Annotated in this window: 11 protein-coding genes and 1 riboswitch; of the genes, 7 read left to right on the top strand and 4 right to left on the bottom strand. The window is 64.2% G+C overall.

What is annotated here, in order from left to right; all coding sequences use genetic code 11:
* The first annotated feature begins 206 nt into the window (after nucleotides 1–206).
* On the top strand, nucleotides 207–1418 hold the full coding sequence (locus ABIB99_RS05215; RefSeq protein ID WP_166342521.1) for an NADP-dependent isocitrate dehydrogenase: 1212 nt from the start codon (nucleotides 207–209) through the stop codon (nucleotides 1416–1418).
* 98 nt (nucleotides 1419–1516) lie between these two features.
* Nucleotides 1517–2020 carry a DUF3455 domain-containing protein gene (locus tag ABIB99_RS05210; RefSeq protein ID WP_354174987.1) on the top strand — a complete coding sequence of 168 codons (504 nt, stop codon included), beginning with the start codon at nucleotides 1517–1519 and terminating at the stop codon, nucleotides 2018–2020.
* A 4-nt stretch (nucleotides 2021–2024) separates the two neighbouring features.
* On the opposite strand, the gene ABIB99_RS05205 is transcribed toward ABIB99_RS05210, so the two are convergent.
* Both ABIB99_RS05205 and alaS read right to left on the bottom strand, forming a co-directional pair.
* Nucleotides 2025–3251: a cyclic nucleotide-gated ion channel gene (locus ABIB99_RS05205; RefSeq protein ID WP_071912352.1), complete on the bottom strand. Its 1227-nt coding sequence runs from the start codon at nucleotides 3249–3251 to the stop codon at nucleotides 2025–2027.
* 6 nt (nucleotides 3252–3257) lie between these two features.
* A complete protein-coding gene (alaS, locus tag ABIB99_RS05200; protein WP_354174986.1) occupies nucleotides 3258–5936 on the bottom strand; it encodes an alanine--tRNA ligase in 2679 nt (892 codons plus the stop codon).
* A gap of 233 nt (nucleotides 5937–6169) precedes the next feature.
* Nucleotides 6170–6258, top strand: a riboswitch (glycine riboswitch).
* 143 nt (nucleotides 6259–6401) lie between these two features.
* Between alaS and gcvT the strand changes: the two genes are divergently transcribed.
* The 3 genes from gcvT to gcvP all read left to right on the top strand — a co-directional run bounded on the left by gcvT (nucleotide 6402) and on the right by gcvP (nucleotide 10971).
* Nucleotides 6402–7550, top strand: a complete 1149-nt coding sequence (gene gcvT / locus ABIB99_RS05195; RefSeq protein WP_354175280.1) for a glycine cleavage system aminomethyltransferase GcvT — start codon at nucleotides 6402–6404, stop codon at nucleotides 7548–7550.
* A gap of 11 nt (nucleotides 7551–7561) precedes the next feature.
* A complete protein-coding gene (gene gcvH / locus ABIB99_RS05190) occupies nucleotides 7562–7930 on the top strand; it encodes a glycine cleavage system protein GcvH (protein WP_166342526.1) in 369 nt (122 codons plus the stop codon).
* Nucleotides 7931–8103: 173 nt separating this feature from the next.
* Nucleotides 8104–10971, top strand: a complete 2868-nt coding sequence (gene gcvP, locus ABIB99_RS05185; protein WP_354175279.1) for an aminomethyl-transferring glycine dehydrogenase — start codon at nucleotides 8104–8106, stop codon at nucleotides 10969–10971.
* Nucleotides 10972–11123: 152 nt separating this feature from the next.
* On the opposite strand, the gene ABIB99_RS05180 is transcribed toward gcvP, so the two are convergent.
* On the bottom strand, nucleotides 11124–12119 hold the full coding sequence (locus ABIB99_RS05180) for a hypothetical protein (RefSeq protein WP_354174985.1): 996 nt from the start codon (nucleotides 12117–12119) through the stop codon (nucleotides 11124–11126).
* A gap of 93 nt (nucleotides 12120–12212) precedes the next feature.
* Nucleotides 12213–13301, bottom strand: a complete 1089-nt coding sequence (gene recA / locus ABIB99_RS05175; RefSeq protein WP_014494106.1) for a recombinase RecA — start codon at nucleotides 13299–13301, stop codon at nucleotides 12213–12215.
* Nucleotides 13302–13610: 309 nt separating this feature from the next.
* Here recA and ABIB99_RS05170 point away from each other — a divergent pair, with 309 nt between their 5' ends.
* On the top strand, nucleotides 13611–13778 hold the full coding sequence (locus ABIB99_RS05170) for a hypothetical protein (RefSeq protein ID WP_247309309.1): 168 nt from the start codon (nucleotides 13611–13613) through the stop codon (nucleotides 13776–13778).
* A gap of 1414 nt (nucleotides 13779–15192) precedes the next feature.
* Nucleotides 15193–16206, top strand: a complete 1014-nt coding sequence (locus ABIB99_RS05165) for a glycosyltransferase family 2 protein (protein ID WP_063982345.1) — start codon at nucleotides 15193–15195, stop codon at nucleotides 16204–16206.
* Nucleotides 16207–17226 lie beyond the last annotated feature (1020 nt).

Below are 17226 nucleotides of genomic sequence, written 5' to 3'. Positions count from 1 at the left end.
ATAACGGGTTGGATTCGACTTTTGAATCTCTTCTGAAGCCTGAGGCCCGCCCCCGCGACAGGGCCCGCCCCGCCCCCCATCTGGGCAAGCTGGATGAGCTAAAAGTGCATAATCCCTTGGCTTTCGCCCGCTGCAGTCCGGTGCTAAGAGGCGGCGGATATTCCCGTGGCGCGCCAAAGCGCCGTTCCCAAGAGGCTTCCCCGATCATGGCAAAAATCAAGGTGTCCAACCCCGTCGTCGAACTCGATGGCGACGAGATGACCCGGATCATCTGGCAGTACATCAAGGACAAGCTGATCAACCCGTACCTTGATGTCGAGCTGCTGTATTTCGACCTGGGCATGGAGTACCGCGACGAGACCAACGATCAGGTCACCATCGACGCCGCCGAAGCCATCAAGAAGGTCGGCGTCGGCGTCAAGTGCGCCACCATCACCCCGGACGAGGCCCGGGTGAAGGAGTTCAACCTCAAGCAGATGTGGAAGTCGCCGAACGGCACCATCCGCAACATTCTCGGCGGCGTGATCTTCCGCGAGCCGATCATCTGCAAGAACGTGCCGCGCCTGGTTCCCGGCTGGACCAAGCCGATCATCATCGGCCGCCACGCCTATGGCGACCAGTATCGCGCCACCGACATCAAGTTCCCCGGCAAGGGCACGCTGACGATGAAGTTCGTCGGCGAGGACGGCACCGTCATCGAGAAGGAAGTGTTCAAGACCCCGGGCGCCGGCGTCGCGATGCAGATGTACAATCTCGACGATTCCATCATCGACTTCGCCCGCGCCTCGTTGAACTACGGGCTGCTGCGCAACTACCCGGTCTACCTCTCGACCAAGAACACCATCCTCAAGGTCTATGACGGCCGCTTCAAGGACATCTTCCAGGACATCTACGACCGCGAGTTCAAAAAGGAATTCGAGGCCAAGGGCCTGACCTACGAGCACCGCCTGATCGACGACATGGTGGCCTCGGCGCTGAAATGGTCCGGCGGCTATGTCTGGGCCTGTAAGAACTACGACGGCGACGTGCAGTCCGACACGGTCGCGCAGGGCTACGGCTCGCTCGGCCTGATGACCTCGGTGCTGCTCACCCCCGACGGCAAGACCGTGGAAGCCGAAGCCGCCCACGGCACGGTGACCCGCCACTACCGCGAGCACCAGAAGGGCAAGGAGACCTCGACCAACTCGATCGCGTCGATCTTCGCCTGGACCCGCGGCCTGTCGCACCGTGCCAAGCTCGACAACAATGCCGAGCTCGCCAAGTTCGCGAGCACGCTGGAGAAGGTCTGCGTCGACACCGTCGAGGAAGGCTACATGACCAAGGACCTCGCGCTCCTGGTCGGCGCCGACCAGCGCTGGCTCTCGACCACCGGCTTCCTCGACAAGGTCGCCGAGAATCTCACGAAAGCGTTGGCGTAAGCCCGCGCATTATTTTCGTCTGATCGGGGTTAGAGATCATTATGGGCCGCGCTTGGGCGCGGCCCATTCATTTTGACACCCTTGCGCGGAGGCCACCCATGTCCATCATCAAGTTCGCCGTCCCTTGCCTGCTGCTCGCGGCCGTGGCCGGACCCGCCGCAGCCGCGGAGCCGCTCCCCGACGCCATCGCCGCCCCCGGCGAGACCGTCGTGCTCAGCGTCCATGCCGAAGGCGCGCAGGTCTATGACTGCAAGGCAGCCGCCGACGGCAAGCTCGCCTGGGCTTTCCGCGAGCCGGTCGCGACGCTGCTGTCCGAGGGCAAGACCGTCGGCCGCCACTATGCCGGCCCGAACTGGGAACTCGCCGACGGCAGCGCCGTGGCCGGCAAGGCCATCGGCAACGCGCCGGGCGCAACCGCCGCCGATATCCCCTGGCTCAAGCTGGAGGTCGCCTCCCGCCGCGGCAGCGGCATCCTGACGCCGGTCACCACCGTCCAGCGCATCAACACCCACGGCGGCAAGCTCGAGGGTTCTTGCGACAAGGCCGGCGATTTCAAAAGCGCGCCCTACTCGGCCGACTACATTTTCCTGAAGAAGGGCTGACCGCTCAGCGGTCGGTGTCGTCGCGCTCCGCCTGCGCCAATTCTGCCGCCGCAAGATCGCCGGTCTCCTCGAGCCGTGCCTTCGCGGTCTGGTGGACGTGGGCGGCGAGCGTCGGCATGCGCTCGATCAGCGCGTGAAAATCCTGGGCGTCGAGCACGAGCAGCCGCGTCTTGCGCGTCGCCGTCACCGTGCCGCTGCGCTTGGTCTTATGTAGCAGCGCGATCTCGCCGAAGAAGGTGCCGTCGGTGAGGCGCACCTGCTGGCTCGGCAGCGCGATCTCGACCTCGCCGGCAGTGATGAAATACATCGACGAGGCGGTATCGCCACGGCGCACCAATATTTCGCCCTGCTCGATGGTGCGGGCCCGGAGTAACCGCATGATGTCGGCGATCTCCGCGGCCGAAAGATGCGAGAACAGCGGCACCCGCGCCAGCATGCCCCAGGTCACCACGAAATCGCGCCGCCTCACCTCCTCGGCGAAGGCGGTTGAGATGATCGCGACCGGCAGCGCGATCATGGCAAAGCCTGAGATGATCGCGAACACCGAGATGAATTTACCGAGCGGCGTCACCGGCACGACGTCGCCATAGCCGACGGTGCCGAGCGTCACGATTGCCCACCACATCGCGTCCGGAATGGTGCCGAGCTTGCTGGGCTGCACATCACGCTCGATGGCGTAGAGCAGCGAGGCGAAGGTCAGTACCACACCGATCAGGATGACGATGCAGCCGATCAGCGCACGCCGCTCGGCATGGATGGCCGCGAGCAGCGAGCGCATCGCCGGCGAATAACGGATCAGCTTGAAGAACGGCAGCACGCCGAGCCCAGCCAGCGTCGCGTGCCGGCCGGTGGCCAGCACGATCGCGGCCGGCAGGAACGCCATGAGGTCGATGATGCCGAGCGCGGAGAAGGCATAAGAGAGCCGGTCGGACAGCGCGGAGCCGTTGCGCTGGGTGTGCCCCGCCACGGTCCACAGCCGCGCCAGATATTCGAGCGCGAACACGATGACGGCGAGGACGGCGACCGCGCTGAACAGCGTGTCGAACCGCGCGTCGAGCTCCGGCACCGAGGCGAGGATCATCGCGACCACGTCGAGCACGATGACGCTGATGATCACCTGGATGAAGCGCGATCCGATCGAGTAGGCGAGCGGATCGTGCTCCAGCAATTCGTACAGGCGATCCCTTAGGTTGGGATCGGCCGAGCCACGTCCTCGCGGAACGAGGCGCATGGCCGTTTACGCGCCTGCCATCGCTTTTTCGATCGCCGCGAGCGCCTCGGGCGCCTTGGCGCCATCGGGACCGCCAGCCTGCGCCATGTCGGGTCGGCCGCCGCCGCCCTTGCCGCCGAGCGCCTCGGAGGCGACGCGCACCAGGTTCACGGCATTGAAGCGCGCGGTGAGATCCGCGGTGACGCCGACCACGATGCCGGCCTTGCCGTCCTCGGTGACGCCGACGATGGCGACCACGCCGGAGCCGATCTGCTTCTTGCCGTCGTCCGCAAGGCTCTTGAGATCCTTCATCTCGATGCCCTCGACCGCACGCGCCATCAGCTTGACGTCGCCGACCTCGCGCACGCCTGCGGCTGCGCCGTTCCCGACGGATGTACCGCCGCCCATCGCGAGCTTCTTGCGGGCGTCGGAGAGCTCGCGCTCGAGCTTCTTGCGCTCCTCCATCAGGGCTGTGATGCGCGCCGGGACGTCGTCGATCGAGGTGCGCAGCTCGTTGGCCGCGGTCTTCGCCAGCGCCATGGTCTCGTTGGCGTGCCTGCGCGCGTAGTTGCCGGTCAGCGCCTCGATGCGGCGCACGCCGGAGGCGACCGCGCTCTCGCCGGTCAGCGTGATCAGGCCGATGTCGCCGGTGCGCTTCACATGGGTGCCGCCGCAGAGCTCGACGGACCAGCCGAGCGCGTTGGTGCCGCGCTCCCGCGCGGTCCGGCCCATCGAGACGACGCGGACCTCGTCGCCATACTTTTCGCCGAACAGCGCGCGCGCGCCGGCCTCGCGCGCTTCATCGACTCCCATCACGCATGTCGTGACTTCGTCGTTCTCCAGCACCACGTCGTTGGCGATGTCCTCGACGCGGGCAAGCTCTTCCGCCGTGATCGGCTTCGGGTGCACGAAGTCGAAACGCAAACGATCCGGCGCGACCATCGAGCCGCGCTGGGCGATGTGGTCGCCGAGCACCTGGCGCAGCGCCTCGTGGATGAGATGCGTCGCCGAATGGTGCGCGCGGATCGAGGTGCGCCTGCCGTGATCGACCTCTAGCTGCAGCGCGGTGCCGAGCTTCAGCTCGCCGCTCTCGACGGTGCCGACGTGAACGAAGAGATCGCCGAGCTTCTTCTGCGTGTCGGTAACGCGGAACTTGATGCCGCCCTCGCCGCTGAGCACGCCGGTGTCGCCGACCTGGCCGCCGGACTCCGCGTAGAACGGCGTCTGGTTGAGCACGATCGCGCCGGTCTCGCCGGCCTTGAGGCTCGCAGTTTCCTGGCCGTCCTTCACCAGCGCGGAAACCACGCCTTCGGCGCTCTCGGTCTCATAGCCCAGGAATTCGGTGGCCCCGAGCTTCTCGCGCAGCGGGAACCAGATTGCCTCGGAGGCCGCCTCGCCCGAACCCTTCCAGGACTCGCGCGCCTTGGCCTTCTGGCGCTCCATCGCGTCGGTGAACGAAGCTTGATCCACGCCGATGCCGCGCGACTTCAGCGCGTCCTGGGTCAGGTCCAGCGGGAAGCCGTAGGTGTCGTACAGCGTGAAGGCGACGTCGCCGTCGAACATGTCGCCCTTCTTCAGGCCGGCCGATTTCTCGTCGAGAATCGACAAGCCGCGCACCAGCGTCTTGCGGAAGCGGGTCTCTTCCAGCCGCAGCGTTTCCTCGATCAGATTTTCCGCGCGCATCAGGTCGGGATAGGCCTGGCCCATCTCGCGCACCAGCGCCCAGACCAGGCGATGCATCAGCGGCTCTTTCGCACCCAGCAGCTGCGCATGGCGCATCGCGCGGCGCATGATCCGGCGCAGCACATAGCCGCGGCCCTCGTTGGAGGGCAGCACGCCATCCGCGACCAGGAAGGCCGAGGAGCGCAGATGGTCGGCGATGACGCGGAACGAGGCGACGGTCTGCTCGTTCGGCCCGCTGCCGAGCGCGGACGCGGTCGCGTCGATCAGATGGCGGAACAGGTCGGTCTCGAACACGCTGTCGACGCCCTGCATGATGCAGGCCATGCGCTCCAGCCCCATGCCGGTGTCGATCGAGGGACGCGGCAGATCCACGCGCTCCTCCTTCGTCACCTGCTCGTATTGCATGAACACGAGATTCCAGAATTCGAGGAAGCGGTCGCCATCCTCTTCCGGCGAGCCCGGAGGTCCGCCCCAGATGTGATCGCCGCGATCGATGAAGATCTCCGAGCACGGGCCGCACGGGCCGGTGTCGCCCATCGCCCAGAAATTGTCCGAGGTCGGGATGCGGATGATGCGGTCGTCGGAGAAGCCGGCGATCTTCTTCCACAGCCCGGCCGCCTCGTCGTCGGTGTGGTAGACGGTGACGAGCAGCTTGTCTTTCTTGAGCCCGAACTCCCGGGTGATCAGGGTCCAGGCCAGCTCGATCGCCCGCTCCTTGAAATAGTCGCCGAACGAGAAATTGCCGAGCATCTCGAAGAAAGTGAGATGGCGCGCGGTGTAGCCGACATTGTCGAGGTCGTTGTGCTTGCCGCCGGCGCGCACGCATTTCTGCGAGGTGGTGGCGCGCTGATAGGGCCGCTTCTCGACGCCGGTGAAGACGTTCTTGAACTGCACCATGCCGGCATTGGTGAACATCAACGTCGGGTCGTTGCGCGGCACCAATGGCGAGGAGGACACGATCTCGTGGCCGTTCTCGGCAAAGAAGTTCAGAAAGGTCGACCTGATCTCGTTGACGCCGCTCATGTTCATCCAATCGGGTGTGCTTGGACCCGCGATACGCCATCCAAACCGGGCATTTGGGCTGATATCTGCGGGTCAAAGCGCTTTTAGACAAGGCCAGCTGCGCTGTCCAGAAACTGTGCAAGGAGATCAGTGAGTTGCCGCAGGCGCGCAATCCGGTTTGCAATCCCGTTGAAAGCCGCCAGGTGCGCGTTGACAGGCTTGGCCGGCCTGTGGTCTGTACCCATCTGTATCGTACGGCCACGTCGGGAGAGACCGGCTTTGGTGCCGGCGCCGAAGGAGCAACCGCCCCGGAAACTCTCAGGCAAAAGGACCGCGTGGCTTTGACGACATCTGGAAAGAGGCGCCGACGGGCATAGCCCGGACGACGTCCGCCGACGGGATAATACTCTCAGGCACAGCGACAGATGGGGCTTCGACTGGTTGCTACCGGGGAATCGTCCCCGGGGAACCGCCGAGGGCCCCGTGATGCTTGCGCGCGACGACCAAGATTCCCTCAAACGTACGCCCCTTCACGGGCTTCATGTCTCCCTCGGCGGCAAGATGGTGCCGTTCGCGGGCTATGACATGCCCGTACAGTACCCCGCGGGCGTCCTGAAAGAGCACCTCCATACCCGTTCCTCCGCGGGCCTGTTCGACGTCTCCCACATGGGCCAGCTCGCGCTTCGGCCGAAGTCGGGCAAGGTCGAGGATGCCGCCCGCGCGCTGGAGCGGCTGGTGCCGCAGGATATCGTCGCGGTTGCCCCGGGGCGGCAGCGCTACGCCCAGTTCACCAATGCCGACGGCGGGATTCTCGACGATCTGATGGTCGCCAATTTCGGCGATCACCTGTTCCTGGTCGTCAACGCCGCCTGCAAGGAAGTGGACGAGGCGCATCTGCGCGCGCATCTCTCGGATGACTGCATCATCGATTCGCTTCAAGACCGCGCCCTGATCGCGCTGCAGGGCCCGAAGGCAGAAGGCGCGCTGGCGAAATTGTGTGCAGAGGCCCCCGCCATGAAGTTCATGGACGCCGGCCCGCACAAGGTTGCCGGTCTCGACTGCTTCGTCTCGCGCTCCGGCTACACCGGCGAGGACGGGTTCGAGATTTCGGTCCCCGCGGCCGATGCCGAGCGCCTCGCCAAAACGCTGCTGGACAATCCCGATGTGATGCCGATCGGCTTAGGGGCCCGCGACAGCCTGCGGCTGGAGGCCGGGCTCTGCCTCTACGGCCACGACATCGACACCGCCACCACGCCGGTCGAGGCCGCGCTGGAATGGTCGGTGCAGAAGAGCCGCCGCAGCGGCGGCGCGCGCACCGGCGGCTTTCCCGGCACTGATGCGATCCTCGCTCATTTCGATCACGGCGCAAGCCGCCGCCGCGTCGGCCTGCGTACGGAAGGCCGCGCGCCGGTGCGCGAGGGCGCGCTGCTGTTTGCGGATGAAGCGGGCGGCGAGCCGATCGGAAAGGTCACCTCGGGCGGTTTCGGCCCGAGCCTGAACGCGCCGGTCGCGATGGGCTATGTGCCCACGGCATCGAGCGCGCTCGATACAAAACTCTTCGCCGAGGTGCGCGGCCAGCGGCTGCCGCTCACCGTCGCCGCCATGCCTTTCGTGAAAAACACCTACAAACGCTGAGGACTGAGAAAATGACCACGACGCTGTACACCTCCGACCATGAATGGCTGGCCATCGACGGCGACGTCGCCACCGTCGGCATCACCGACTACGCGCAGTCGCAGCTCGGCGACGTCGTGTTCGTCGAGCTGCCCAAAGCCGGCCGTGCCCTGAAGAAGGCGGAAGCCGCCGCCGTCGTGGAATCGGTGAAGGCCGCCTCCGACGTCTACGCGCCTGTCACCGGCGAGGTGCTCGAGACCAACGACGCGCTCGCCGCCGAGCCGGCGCTGGTCAACTCGGACGCGCAAGGCAAGGCGTGGTTCTTCAAGATCAGGATGGCCGACAAGAGCGAGCTCGGCGGTCTCATGGATGAGGCCGCTTACAAGGCACATACGGCGTGAGATGAAGCGAACTCTGACCTCATATTCGGTGTCATCACCCGCCTTGTGCGCACTGGGGCGGGTGATCCAGTACGCCGCGGCTTCTCGGCTCAAGCCGTGACGCCTGCGTTTACTGGATGCCCCGCCTTCGCGGGGCATGACGGCGACAGCGAAATCTAAAGCGAGGACCCATGATGACCGCGCACCGCAAATCCAATGGCGACACCGCCGCCACCTTCGTTCGCCGCCACATCGGCCCGTCGGCGCGCGACGTCACCGCAATGCTGGAGGCCGTCGGCGCCAAGAGCGTCGACGCGCTGATGGCGGAGACGCTGCCGGCCTCGATCCGGCAGACCGCCCCGCTCGATCTCGGCAAGCCCTTGAGCGAGACCGAGGCGATCGCGCACATGGCCGAGCTCGCGCGAGAGAACCAGGTCTTCACCTCGCTGATCGGCCAAGGCTATTCCGGCACGATTTTGCCCGCGGTGATCCAGCGCAACATTTTGGAGAACCCGGCCTGGTACACGGCCTACACGCCCTATCAGCCCGAGATCAGCCAGGGCCGGCTGGAGGCGCTGCTCAACTTCCAGACCATGATCTGCGATCTCACCGGGCTCGACGTCGCCAACGCCTCGCTGCTGGATGAAGCGACCGCCGCGGCGGAAGCCATGGCGCTCGCGGAGCGGCACTCACGGGTCGAAGCCAAGGCCTTCTTCGTCGACAAGGACGTCCATCCGCAGACGCTGGCTGTGATGCGCACCCGCGCCGAGCCGCTGGGCTGGACCCTGATCGTCGGTGATCCCCTCACCGATCTCGACAAATCCGACGTGCTCGGCGCGCTGCTGCAATATCCGGGCTCCTCGGGCGCCGTGCGCGACCTCAGGCCCGCGATCGCGACGTTGAAGGCCAAGGGCGCGCTCGCGATCGTTGCCGCCGATCTCTTGGCCCTGACGCTGCTCGCCTCGCCCGGCGAGCTCGGCGCGGACATCGCGATCGGCTCGGCGCAGCGTTTTGGCGTGCCGATGGGCTATGGCGGGCCGCACGCGGCCTATATGGCGGTGCGCGATGCGCTGAAGCGCTCGCTGCCCGGCCGCATCGTCGGCCTCTCCGTGGACTCGCGCGGGATGCCGGCCTATCGCCTCGCGCTGCAGACCCGCGAGCAGCACATTCGCCGCGAGAAGGCGACCTCCAACATCTGCACCGCGCAGGTGCTGCTCGCCGTGATCGCCTCGATGTACGCGGTCTATCACGGCCCCGAGGGGCTTGCGCAGATCGCGCGCAACGTGCATCGCCGCGCCGCCGTGCTTGCCGCCGGCCTACGCAAGCTCGGCTTCGCGCCGCAGTCGGATAGCTTCTTCGACACGCTCAGCGTGGACGCCGGTGCCAAGCGCGCCGAGATCGTCGCGCGCGCTACCGCCGAGAAGATCAACCTCGGCGTTGGCGAAACCGCGCTCCGCATCGCGCTCGACGAGACCACGACGCCGGCGACCGTCGAGGCGGTCTGGCGCGCGTTCGGCGGCACGCTTGTTTACGCCGAGATCGACGCGACCACGCGCGAGGCGCTGCCGGAGGCGCTGAAGCGCGGGACCGCCTTCCTCACCCATCCCGTGTTCCACGCGCATCGCTCGGAAACCGAGATGCTGCGCTACATGCGCAAGCTCAGCGATCGCGACCTCGCGCTCGACCGCGCCATGATCCCGCTCGGCTCCTGCACCATGAAGCTGAACGCGACCACCGAGATGATGCCGCTGACTTGGCCGGAGTTCGGCAGCCTGCACCCGTTCGCCCCGCGCGAGCAGGCCAAGGGTTACCACGCACTGTTCGCGCGGCTGGAAAAATGGCTGTGCGATATCACCGGCTATGACGCGATCTCGCTGCAGCCGAATTCCGGCGCACAGGGCGAATATGCCGGGCTGCTCGCGATCCGCGGCTATCATGCCGCGCGCGGCGAGACGCACCGAAAAATCTGCCTGATCCCCTCCTCCGCCCACGGCACCAACCCGGCTTCGGCCGCGATGGTCGGCATGGACGTGGTGGTGGTCGCCTGCGAGAAGAACGGCGACGTCGACGTCAATGATCTCCGCGCCAAGGCCGAGAAGCACTCGAAAGATCTCGCCGCGGTGATGATCACCTATCCCTCGACGCATGGCGTGTTCGAGGAGCACATCCGCGAGATCTGCGACATCGTCCACGACCATGGCGGCCAGGTGTATCTGGACGGCGCCAACCTCAACGCGCAGGTCGGCCTGTCGCGGCCCGGCGATTACGGCGCCGACGTCAGCCATCTCAACCTGCACAAGACCTTCTGCATCCCGCATGGCGGCGGCGGCCCCGGCATGGGCCCGATCGGCGTCAAGGCGCATCTCGCGCCGTTCCTGCCCGGTCACCCGGCGACGCAAGCCGAAGCTCCGGTCGGCCCGGTCTCGGCCGCACCGTTCGGCTCGGCGTCGATCCTGACCATCTCCTACATCTACATTCTGATGATGGGTGGCGACGGCCTGAAGCGCGCCACCGAGATCGCGATCCTCAACGCCAACTACATTGCCGCGCGCCTCGATGCGCACTTCCCGGTGCTCTACAAGAACGCGAAGGGCCGCGTCGCGCACGAGTGCATCGTCGATCCGCGCGCGCTGAAGACGACCTCGGGCGTCACCGTCGACGACATCGCAAAACGCCTGATCGATTACGGATTCCATGCCCCCACCATGAGTTTTCCGGTGCCGGGCACGCTGATGATCGAGCCGACCGAGTCGGAATCGAAGGCGGAGTTGGACCGCTTCTGCGACGCCATGATCGCGATCCGGAAGGAGATCGCCGAGGTCGAGGCCGGCCGCTTCAAGATCGAGGCTTCGCCTTTGCGTCACGCCCCGCACACCGTGCACGACATCGCGGACGACGATTGGAATCGCGCCTACACCCGCGCCGAGGGCTGCTTTCCCGCGGGCACCTCGCGCACCGACAAATATTGGTGCCCGGTCGGGCGCGTCGACAACGTCTATGGCGACCGCAACCTGGTGTGCTCGTGCCCGCCAATCAGCGATTACGCGGAGGCCGCGGAGTAAGGGATCGTAGCTTCGTAGGGTGGGCAAAGCGACTTGTCCGCCGTAGCTCGAAGAGCGAAGGCGGAAGCGTGCCCACCACCTTTGTGCGCGTTGGAATAGGGTGGGCACGGCGCTTGCGCGCCTTTGCCCACCCTACGGCCCCGAACGCATATCTAGGGTGCAACCAGCGAATGGTTCTGTCGGTCCCAACGCCACAGCCGTTCGTTGGTCAGAAGCGTTCCGCCCCACCAGCGTCTGATCGGGTTTTGACGGCGGAAATCCTCCCGGCCTTCAAGGACCGCTTCCCCAAATTCGGTGAGCGATAGCCGGCTTCGGCGAAAGGCGGCGTTGCGGCCTCGCGCATCGTGCGGGGCCAGCGTCGCGAGTTTCGGATCGAGACCCGTGATCACCGGCATTGGGCCGGACCCAAGCCCTTCGAGCAGCGGGCCCAATTCCCATTGATCGAGCACGCGCGTTTGCAGCGGACCGTCCGGTTGAAACAGCTCCTTGGTACGGTTGTGCCCCCGCGCAATCAGGTCGAGAAGCCGCGCTTCCGTCGTACCTAGTCCGGTGATTGGTGATGGCAGTTCTGCCAGCAATTGTTCCATCGCAGGCTTCAGGAAGGGCAGCCTGGGGAAATCCCTGCCGAGCAATCCGAAACAGAGCTCCGGCGTTGGCGCCCGGTAGGCTTCCCAGGCCATGTTGGCGATCTCGAAGTCGCAGTCCGCGACCTCCAATTCCCGCACCATACGATCGCGAAGCTCTGTGCCGTCCGCTCCGCGCAGATCGAAATTGACACGTCGCAATCTCAGACGATCGGTGATCGATGGATGGGACCGCAAATAATCGAGGATCCAGATCAGTTGCAACTGACTATTGGGCTCAGGGTCGAACCACAGCTCGATGAGATCGACGCCATAGGTCTCGCAAAACCAAATCAGGCCTGTCTCCTTGTGCGCGAGACCGGTCTGAGGCAACCGGCCAACAAGATCGGACCAACGCACCTCTGGATCGCCTCTGACATAGCCTCCCGTCAGGTATTGCTCGAGGTGATGCGAGGTAGGCAGTGGCCCCGAAACGAAGCGAAAGATGAACGGGACGACCATGTCGGCGCGATCCGCATGGGCAAGACCGACGCCGGACGAACTGGTCAGGATCACGCGTTTCATCGCGAACGCCCCCAAAACGAAACGGGCACTGACGACGTCGGCAACTCAACGTCTTCAGCGCCCGCTCCTCGCGAAAAATTTTCGCGTTAGGTCTTACTCGTCCGCCGGCTCCTCGCCGTCGGCGTCGCGCTCGGGGGTGCCGGCGAGAATCTGCTCGGCAATCAGGCCGGAGTTCTGGCGGATCGAGGTCTCGATCTTGGCGGTGATGTCAGGGTTGGCCTTCAAAAACGCTTTCGAGTTCTCGCGGCCCTGGCCGAGGCGCTGGCTGTCGTAGGAGAACCAGGCGCCGGACTTTTCGACGATGCCGGCCTTGACGCCGAGATCGAGGATCTCGCCCATCTTGGAGACGCCCTCGCCGTACATGATGTCGAATTCGACCTGCTTGAACGGCGGCGCCAGCTTGTTCTTCACCACCTTGACGCGCGTGGTGTTGCCGACCACTTCGTCGCGCTCCTTGATCGCGCCGATGCGGCGGATGTCGAGGCGGACGGAGGCATAGAATTTCAGCGCGTTGCCGCCGGTCGTGGTTTCCGGCGAGCCGTACATCACACCGATCTTCATGCGGATCTGGTTGATGAAGATCACCATGGTGTTGGATTTGTTGATGGAGGCCGTCAGCTTGCGCAGCGCCTGGCTCATCAGACGGGCCTGGAGACCCGGCAGCGCATCGCCCATCTCGCCTTCGAGTTCGGCCTTCGGCACCAGAGCCGCGACCGAATCGACCACCAGCACGTCCACCGCACCCGAGCGCACCAGCGTGTCGCAGATTTCCAGCGCCTGCTCGCCCGTGTCCGGCTGCGAAATCAGGAGCTCGTCGATGTTGACGCCCAGCTTGCGCGCATAGACCGGGTCGAGCGCGTGCTCGGCGTCGATGAAGGCGCAGATTCCGCCCTTCTTCTGCGCTTCCGCCACCGTGTGCAGCGCCAGCGTGGTCTTGCCCGAGGATTCCGGCCCGTAGATTTCCACGACGCGCCCCTTCGGCAGACCACCGATCCCAAGCGCAATGTCGAGCCCGAGGGAACCCGAGGACACCGCCTCGACATCCATCGACCGGTCGTTCTTGCCGAGCTTCATCACCGAGCCCTTGCCGAACTGGCGCTCGATCTGGGAGAGCGCGGCGGCCAGAGCTTTACTCTTGTCCATGGAAGATCCTTCGACGATACGCAGGGCAGTGTTGGACATTGGGTCGTGCTCCTTATGGCGAGGATTCGCTAGAGGGACAAACGATTGGCGGGGCGGGCCGGCGATAAAAACAATGTACCCTATTTGTTCCGGGTTCGCAATATGTTCTTTCACGGATTTGGGCGCTGGCCTGTTTCTGGCGACATTGGCCTGGTTTGAAATGACACGTGGCCTGTTTTGTTCTGGGCCAACCATGCGGTGTATCCGCGAGCGGAACGTCGCCGTCATAAATCCGCAATCCCTAGCGAATCTTTTGGGGTGTTTGGCCTGTCTGAGGATGGCGCCGCTAGTCGTATGGGAGCCTGGGTGATGACCGAAAACACGCAGCAGCAGGCGGACAGGCGCAATCGGCTATTGGAAGCCGCCACGCAGGAAATGATCAAATTCGAACAGAAGGAAAATGAATTCCGCAGGCGAGATCGCGAGGAGCGCGCGGCGGAGCTTCGTCTGCCTCTGGATAAGATCAACGTCCACTGAGCGGCGCCGACAGTTTCACACGACTGTCATGGCACGTTCCTAGCATTGTCATGCGACGGGGGTCCGGCGCGCGGCTCTCCGTCCAACCTCGGCCTAGACCACCAGATGGGCGGAGAGCTCGCCGACCTCCCGAACCATCGCGGCACGCCCGGCCCACAACGTCCTTTCATCCGGATATTCTGATGATCAGAAGATCGCGGCCGTTGCAGGCGGTGGCCCGATCCCCTCTCCCCTCTGAGGTGTCCCGCCGCGTGACATAAAACCTTGGCACAGGTTGTGCACACTCATCATCACCGGGGTTTTGCATCCACCTCTCCGGGGCTGGAAAGCCGCCGCCCGCGCGACATTTAAGCGGGCGGCGTTTTTATTAATGTCGCAGTCCGGCAGTCCCGCTGTCCTAATTGGGACGGCACCCGGATTTGGTACTTGCCTGTTCCCGCCGGGGCTGAGCGCGCCCCCCTACGCAAAGCGCGCACAGCCGAGACCGGCTCGCACATGAGCGAGTGGCTGACATCGCCGGGGCTTCAGCCGCCAAAGCCGGCCTAGAAGCAGACGGCGCCTGAGGTATCGCGTTGCCCGGGATAGATCCGGATTCGTCCCGGCGTGGTCATTCGCGTTGGCGGCATCAACGCTTGAGGGTGAAGGTTTTCCAAATTCTGCGGGCGTCCCGATGAACCTTGGCACGAGACGTGCTGACATAACGGTATCGGGATTTTGCAGTTTCCCTCCCGGGGCTGGTAAGCCGCCGTCCGCGCTTCATTTAAGCGGACGGCGTTCTTGCTTCTGAAGCCCAACAAGCAACCTGTCCTGACTTGATGTTCCGAGTGTCCTGATTGGGACAGCACCCGGGTTTGGGCACTGGCCTGTTTCCGACCTCACTGTCCGATTTTGAAACGAGCCGTGGCCGGATTTGAAGTCGTTCAATTGTCGCGAGGTGAGACAGCACGTCGCGGCAGGACGCAGTCACCCTCCACCTGTCACCGAGCGGCCCTTGGCAATCTACCGGTGATTGAAAACGCCATCACGCTCGCGCCTCGCTTCCCTCTTGGAAAGAAGCAACGCGGCAGAGCTTCGCGAAATCCTTCAGGCGCTCCGCAAGAAACTGAACCAACGCCGCCTCGATGGGCCGCCCCCGTCTTGATCCGTCACCGCGTTGGCGCGGCTGCTGCGGCGACAGAAACCGAGGGGAACCAGAACACTCTTTCACCAAGGCGGACAAGCGGCCGCTTCGAAACGTCGCGGCCTGCGGGAACAAAGTTCATGCGAATGGACGATGACCGTATCGAGATCGTCTCGCTAGCATTCACGCGCCTCGTTCGCTCGGTTCGATTCAAGATGTTCTGCGAACAGGCTCAAACCGAAGAAGGGTCTGCCACTTCCAGCCACGACCGCTTCGATCAACGAGGTACGATGAATGGATCAATTGTACGCCGAGCGGTTCGATAGCTCCCAGAGTTCGGAACACCGCCCATTCATTTCGGTGGCAATACCCACCTTCCGCCGACCGGAGATGGTGCGCCGTGCGATTGAAAGCGTGCTGCAGCAGGAGCACGCCGACTGGGAAATGGTGATCAGCGACGACGAAGGTCCGGAAGGCGCGACCTGGAGCATCCTGTCCGAGCACGCGCGGAGCGACCCGCGCATTCGCGTTATCGAGAACCACCGCGGCCGCGGCCAGGTTGAGAATACCAACAACGCGATGCTCGCATGTCGCGGCGACTGGATCAAAGTGCTGCACGATGACGACTGGCTCACGCCAGGATCGCTTGCGACTTTTGCGGAATTGGCGAGGACGTACCCCGCCGCTGCGTTCATGACCTCCACATCTCATCTCGTTCAGGACAGCGGCATAAGGTACCGGCGAGGACGCCAGGTTTATCTGTATTCGGGCCAGCAGTGCCTGGCGGATCTCTATCTGGCGGGCAAGACCCGATTGCTTGGGATTGTCCCGTCGACCCTGCTGATCAACGGCAAGGTCATCCGGGCCGGTTGCCTGATGCGAAACTACAAGTCGATCAGTTGGGGCGTGGACCAACTGTTCTTTCTCGATCTCGCCTGCCAGGGCGATATGGTGGCGATCGACGACGGTCTTGTGTTCTACGACACGACCAACCACGCGAGCATCACGGCATTGGGATCGTTCCCTCAGATTGACCAGGAGACCATCGAACTCAAGCACCTCGCCTGGAGCCTTCTGGAGGATAAGCGCGGACTTCCCGATCCTGAAACGATGGTGCGTGCATTGCGGGTTGCCCGGCTGCGCACACGGATCCGTCAGCAGCCCCTGAGCGCAACGATCCGCGATGCGCTTCAAATCTTGCGCCCCTCGGTTTTGAAGGCGGCCAACCTGGCGATCCGAGCCTGGGCGCGCGCACCGGGTGCGATTGCAACCTTACCGGGGATCGCTCATTGCACGGATTTCCTGTGAGCTCATTCGGCAGTCCCGGTGTCAGAGTTGCCACAGGTGCGTTTGAGACACCGAGATAGGTGACCGAAAATCAGTCCCTCCCAAAGCCGCTCCCGTCTCCCGATCCGGAGCGCACCGAGGAAGCCGGACGGGAGTATGCGCGGCCCATCGGTCGCGGGAATTTTTGGCAATGCGGCGGACTTGACTGCCGCGCGCCCGCATAGACATCGGGCGCAGCTGTTTCGATGATCGCCAGGCCCTTGCGCCCTCGGTCGGAGATCATCCAACCGATTCCACCCATCCGAATGAAAAAATCTGCCCTGCGAGGGTGCCGGTCAGGCAATACGCACGTCTCCGTGGTCTGCCAATCCAAGACGATAAGGAAACCGTGCCGGCCTCGAGATGCATTTGCGCATGCGAATGCGGGGCAGGAAAATTTGGCAATTATGTGCTGAAACGAACAGAGGCGCGGTGAGGGTCGACTAAACTCGGATTCGCTTGGTCTTTGCCAAGGGCCAAGCATCCCCAAGCGGCCCCGGCCTTCACCCCTATCAAGCCCCACCGGCCGGGGCCGTCTTCAGGGACGAGCCTGTTTCCTGGCGTGGTGGCCTTTGATTTCGGGAGTGACGCGATTTGTGGCGCAGAACACAACCTGACGACGAATAGCTGTGGTAGGATGCGAGGCATTGCAACGCCAAGGGTCGTCAGCGCCCCGCGTGGGAACCGTATTAGGGTTGAGCTGTTGACCTGTTTCATAGATGGGCTCAATTATGATCGACGCTGCTAAATGCGAGGAACTCGCAAATCACTACAAAGTCCTCTCTCAATCATCGGGGGTTTCGGCGGACAGGGCCTTCCTGTTGAAGAACATCGCCCGGAGCCTCACTGGCGTGGCGAGCCAATTGGACAGGCTGGCCGCCCTGACGAGAGACGAAGCAAGGGTCACGCCGCCACAGCTGTAGGCGGACGCAAGGCGGATCGAGACCGTCCGTAAAGACAGCTATGATTGACCTGGTTCAACGGCGCTCGGCGTCCAGGTCT

The sequence above is a fragment of the Bradyrhizobium sp. LA6.1 genome (assembly GCF_040547805.1).
GTDB classification, from domain to species: Bacteria; Pseudomonadota; Alphaproteobacteria; order Rhizobiales; family Xanthobacteraceae; genus Bradyrhizobium; species Bradyrhizobium barranii.
This window is presented reverse-complemented; position numbering and strand designations above follow the sequence as displayed.